Source organism: Caulobacter sp. B11, from assembly GCF_002737765.1.
Lineage (GTDB): Bacteria > Pseudomonadota > Alphaproteobacteria > Caulobacterales > Caulobacteraceae > Caulobacter.
On record NZ_PEGG01000155.1, the window covers coordinates 1 to 4167 of the forward strand.

Annotated in this window: 4 protein-coding genes and 1 pseudogene; 3 read left to right on the forward strand and 2 right to left on the reverse strand. The window is 69.3% G+C overall.

The features are described 5' to 3' along the window. On the reverse strand, nt 1-543 hold a 543-nt coding region (locus CSW58_RS07560; protein ID WP_236627708.1), incomplete at its 3' end, for a lycopene cyclase family protein. Between the two features lie 138 nt (nt 544-681). Between CSW58_RS07560 and folD the strand changes: the two genes are divergently transcribed. From folD to CSW58_RS07575, 3 genes are read left to right on the forward strand one after another with little or no spacing between them, the layout of a single operon-like run. After that, the gene (folD, locus tag CSW58_RS07565; protein ID WP_099446880.1) at nt 682-1578 is read left to right on the forward strand and encodes a bifunctional methylenetetrahydrofolate dehydrogenase/methenyltetrahydrofolate cyclohydrolase FolD; all 897 of its coding nucleotides are present in this window, start codon (nt 682-684) and stop codon (nt 1576-1578) included. Continuing rightward, a complete protein-coding gene (locus tag CSW58_RS07570) occupies nt 1575-1934 on the forward strand; it encodes a cytochrome c5 family protein (protein WP_099446881.1) in 360 nt (119 codons plus the stop codon). Before folD ends, CSW58_RS07570 begins: the two co-directional genes overlap by 4 nt. A gap of 16 nt (nt 1935-1950) precedes the next feature. Further along, a complete protein-coding gene (locus CSW58_RS07575; protein ID WP_099446882.1) occupies nt 1951-3348 on the forward strand; it encodes a D-arabinono-1,4-lactone oxidase in 1398 nt (465 codons plus the stop codon). A gap of 105 nt (nt 3349-3453) precedes the next feature. Here the strand turns inward: CSW58_RS07575 and CSW58_RS07580 are convergent. Then, a pseudogene (locus CSW58_RS07580) lies at nt 3454-3935 on the reverse strand (Hpt domain-containing protein). Nucleotides 3936-4167: the final 232 nt, after the last annotated feature.

Here is a 4167-nt window from a genome sequence, read left to right on the forward strand (position 1 = left end):
CGCGGCGTCCATCAGGATCGGCCGGGTCAGGCCATGCGGCGCGGCCAGAAGCAGGTCTTGCGCAACGAACCTCTGCCAGCCCAGGGACAGCCTGCGGCTCTTGCGCGGGCCGCGCCCGTCGATGACCGCGCCGGCCACGATCCGGCGGCCGTCGGCCAGGACGACCTCGTGCGGCCCGACCACATTGACCGCGGCGCCCAGCCAGGCGTCGTCGCCCAGGGCGGCGGTGACGGCGGCGTGCAGCCGCTCCGAGGTGATGGCCCGGCAGGCGGTGGGCAGGGTGCGGGCATGGGCGGGGAAGCGCACGTCATAGCCGGCCCAGCGATAGACCGTCAGGGGCCGCAGCCAGCCGGCGATGGTCACATCGACATCGGTGGCGAAATGGCTCCAGACATGCTGGCCGCCGATCGTCCGGCCTCGTTCCAGCAGGATGACCTTCAGGGCGGGCCGCAGGCTGCGCAGCCGCAGGGCGATCAGGCTATTGGCCAGCCCGCCGCCGACCAGAACGACGTCGGCGCGCTGGGAAGAGGACGCGGTCACCATGACCCGGACTTAGCATGATTGGCCGGGTGTCGAACGCCTTGCGAGGCCTCCCGTCGATAATTGCCGGCGGAAAAGCCGGGTGCGCGACATTGCACGGCGCGCGCCCAGCCGTTAGGCACGGGCAAACGGGAGACGCCGATGTCGCAAGCTCAAATCATCGACGGCAAGGCCTTCGCCGCCGCCCTGCGCGACCGGGTCGCGGTGGAGGTCGCCGCGCTCAAGGCCGAGCATGGCCTGACGCCGGGACTGGCCGTCGTGCTGGTCGGCGAGGACGCCGCCAGCCAGGTCTATGTCCGCAACAAGGGCGAGCAGACCCTCGCCGCCGGCATGCATTCCGAAACCCATCGCCTGCCCGCCGACACCACCCAGGCCGAACTGCTGTCCTTGGTCGACCGCCTGAACCTCGACCCGGCGGTGCATGGCCTGCTGGTGCAGTTTCCGTTGCCCGACCATCTGAGCCAGGCGGCCGTGGTGGCGGCCATTTCGCCTGACAAGGACGTGGACGGCCTGACCGTGGCCAATGCCGGGCGCCTGGCCAGCGGCCTGCCGGCCCTGACCCCCTGCACCCCGACCGGCTGCATGCTGCTGCTGCGCGACCTGCTGGGCGACCTGAAGGGCAAGCGGGCGGTGGTCATCGGCCGCTCGAACCTGATGGGCAAGCCGATGGCCCAGCTGTTGCTGGCCGCCGACTGCACGGTGACCATCGCCCATTCGCGCACCGTCGACCTGCCGGCGGTCTGCCGCGAGGCCGATATCCTGGTGGCGGCCGTGGGCCGTCCTGAAATGGTCAGGGGCGACTGGATCAAGCCGGGCGCGGTGGTGCTGGATGTCGGCATCAACCGCTTGCCGGCCCGCGATCCCGAGGCCGCCGCCGCCGGCAAGACCCGGCTGGTCGGCGACGTGGCCTTCGCCGAGGCCGTCGGCGTGGCTTCGGCCGTCACGCCGGTTCCGGGCGGCATCGGACCGATGACCATCGCCTGCCTGCTGGCCAATACCGTCAGCGCCGCCAAGCGCCAGAACGGTCTGCCCGAATGATCCGCAGGCTCGCCGCCTTCGCCCTGCTGACCGGCCTGGCCGCCTGCGGCAAGCCGATCCCGCCGGCCCCGACTCCCGAACAGGCCCTGACCCTGAGGCCCGCCGAGTCGCGGGTGGCCGGGCTCTATGCCGAATCCTGCATGGCCTGCCACGCCCTCCCGGCCAGCGGCGCGCCGCTGGTGCAGGATCGCAAGGCCTGGGACCCGCGCTGGAAGCAGGGCGAGGCCATTCTGCTGGACCACACGATCCAGGGCTACCGGGCCATGCCGGCCGGCGGTCAGTGCGCGACTTGCGCGCCGGACGATTTCAAAGCGATCATACGCTTCATGGCGGGGCGCGAAGACTCCGCGATCTAGAATTACGGGGGCGGGCATGAAGGTTTCAAGGCGCGGGGCATTGCTGGCGGGCGGCTTGGGCCTGGGCGCGGCGGCGGGCGGCGGCTATCTGGCCGCGACTCATGACAAGCCCGAGCCGGTCTCGCCTCCCAGCACAGACGCCCAGGGGCACCTGCTGTGGCGCAACTGGTCGGGCGTGCAGCACGCCTATCCCGCCGCGCGCCTGGCCCCCAAGGACGAGGCCGAGCTCGGTCTGGCGATGAAGACCGCCGTCGCCCCGATCCGTCCGGTGGGCGCCGGCCACTCCTTCACGGGCCTGGCGTCCACCAATGGAACCCTGCTGTCGCTGGACGCCATGTCCGGCGTGATCGGCTGGGAGGGCGACGCGGCGATCGTGCGGGCCGGCACCCGGCTGGGGGCCCTTGGACCGGCCCTGGCCGAGCGCGGCCGGGCCATGGCCAACCTGCCCGACATCAACAAGCAGTCCCTGGCCGGGGCCCTGGGCACCGCGACCCACGGCACGGGCGCCACCCTTCAGGCCATGCACGGCGACGTCACCGGCCTGCGGCTGGTCACGTCCGAGGGCCGGGTGATCGACTGCGACGCCGGTCGCGAGCCCGAGATCTTCCAGGCCGCCAGAGTGTCGCTGGGCGCCTTGGGGGTGATCACCCAGGTCCGGCTGCGCACCACGGCCAACCGCCGGCTGGAGCGTCATGTCTGGGTCGAGTCCTTCGAGGACAGCCTGGCCCAGGCCGAGGCGCGCTGGGCCAAGCACCGCAATTTCGAATTCTACGCCGTGCCCTTCACCGGCCTGGCGGCCAATATCAGCCATGACGAGACCGACAAGCCGGCCCTGGCCCGGGGCCCCGATCAGGACAGCGCCTTCCTCGACGCCCTCAAGGGCCTGCGCAACCTGCTGGGTTTCGCCACGCCCCTGCGCAAGGCCGCCGCCCACGCCCTGTTGTCGAGCGCCGAGCCCGAGACGGCGATCGACGAGGGCTGGAAACTGCTGTCGACCGAACGGCCGGTGCGGTTCAACGAGATGGAGTTCCACCTGCCCGCTGACGTCCAGCTGAAGGCTCTGGCCGAGGTGGTGGCGACGATCGAAAAGCACCGCCCCGACGTGTTCTTCCCAATCGAGGTGCGCCGCATCGCCCCTGACGACGCCTGGCTGTCGCCGTTCCAGGGCGAGCCGCGCGGCTCGATCGCCGTCCACTCCCACTACAAAGACGAGTTCGCCTTCCTCTACACCCTGATCGAGCCGATCTTCCGCCGCTATGGCGGACGCCCGCACTGGGGCAAGCTGCATAGCGTGCAGGGCGACCAGCTGGCGGCGCTCTATCCGCGCTGGAAGGATTTCCTGAAGGTGCGGGCCGAGCTGGATCCGCGGGGGCGGATGCTCAATCCCTATCTGAAGGGCCTGTTCGGGGTCTGAAGCCGAAGCCAGGTCGGGGTTTAAGCCCTGATCTGACAACGTGCGGCATCCAACGAAAAAGGGCCGGCGAGAGCCGGCCCTTTCAGCGTCTGGCGATGAGGGGCTTCAGCCCTTCAGATAGTCGGTCACACGGCCTTCGAGCTCGACGGCCAGGATGTTGCCGACCGGATGGGTGTCGGTCTTGATGTCGTCGCGGACGCAGGCCTTGATCGCGTCGATATGGGCGTCGACCAGGAACATCGGCGCCGACAGACGGCTGTCCGGCTCGTCGATCAGCTTGCACAGCGAGCCGGCCAGGCGGGTGATCAGCGGAAATTCGTAGGTGGCCCGAGGCCTTTCAGGTCGTGGGCGCGCAGATAGAGCGCTTCGACGGTCAAGGCGTTGAGGCCGGAGGCCCGGACTTCCTGGCGGGCGGCCTCGAGCTTGACGATCTCGTCGTTCAGCCACTGGCTGAAATTGCCCGAAAGGCTCTTGAGCGCCGCTTCGGCCTTGGCGATGGCCGCCATGTCGATTCCGCCACGTCCGCCCACCTTGAGCTTGAGCATGTTTCGGAACCTGGATCCTTCTGCGGTCGACTTACTGGTCACAATCGCCTCCCATGGGCACGATAATCAGGGTTAGCAGGCTAGGCGTTAACATTCGATGAGACGCCCGCTTCACTTCACTGCACTCGCCTTGCTCGCCTCAGGCCGAGAACTGTTCGGTAGGACCCTCCTCAAGCTTCGACCGGCGTCGAACAGCATGGAAAGGCTGGCGCTGCGATCCTCGGCGATACTGCACCTCGACCACGTCGCGGACTCGAAATTGTCGGCCACGGCG